The organism is Neobacillus paridis (genome assembly GCF_016765675.1).
GTDB lineage: Bacteria > Bacillota > Bacilli > Bacillales > Cytobacillaceae > Neobacillus > Neobacillus paridis.
The window spans coordinates 1-588 of the sequence record NZ_JAESWB010000029.1 but is presented as its reverse complement, the minus strand read 5'-3'; the positions used below and the strand labels follow the sequence as shown (position 1 = coordinate 588).

At 61.6% G+C, this 588-nt stretch carries 1 protein-coding gene; it reads right to left on the bottom strand.

The annotated features are described in order from the left end of the window. Nucleotides 1–588, bottom strand: a 588-nt coding sequence (locus JK635_RS27860) for a diguanylate cyclase domain-containing protein (protein WP_202652757.1), incomplete at both ends; no start/stop codon positions are given.

Below are 588 nucleotides of genomic sequence, written 5' to 3'. Positions count from 1 at the left end.
GCGATATCGGACAGCACCACCACGAATTCATCGCCGCCCAGCCGCGCCACCGTGTCTTCCTTGCGGGTGGCGCGCAGCAGGCGGTCAGCCACCATTTTCAGCAACTCGTCGCCGGTCTGGTGGCCATGGGTGTCATTGACGGCCTTGAAGCCGTCGAGGTCCATGTACATCACCGCCATCATGTTGTGGCCGCGGCTGGCGTGCTGCATGGCCTTTTCGATACGGTCCACCAGCAGGCGACGGTTGGGCAAGGCGGTCAGCGCATCATGCAAGGCCATTTCCTTTTGCATCCGGCCCTGTTCCGCCACGGTCTTGTAGAGCAGGCGCACTTCGAGCATGTTGCGCACCCGCATCTGGAATTCAGTCATGTCGTACGGCTTGGTCAGGAAATCGCGGGCGCCGGCTTCCAGCGCGGCAATCTTGAAGCCGCGGTCGCCGGTGATCGCCAGTACCGGCAGGTAGGAATCCTTTTCCACTTCCCGCAGCCTGGCCATGACTTCCAGGCCATTCATGCCGGGCATATGCATGTCCAGCAGGATCAGGTCATAGGCATGGGCTACATGCAGCGCCAGCACCTCGCTGGAATTC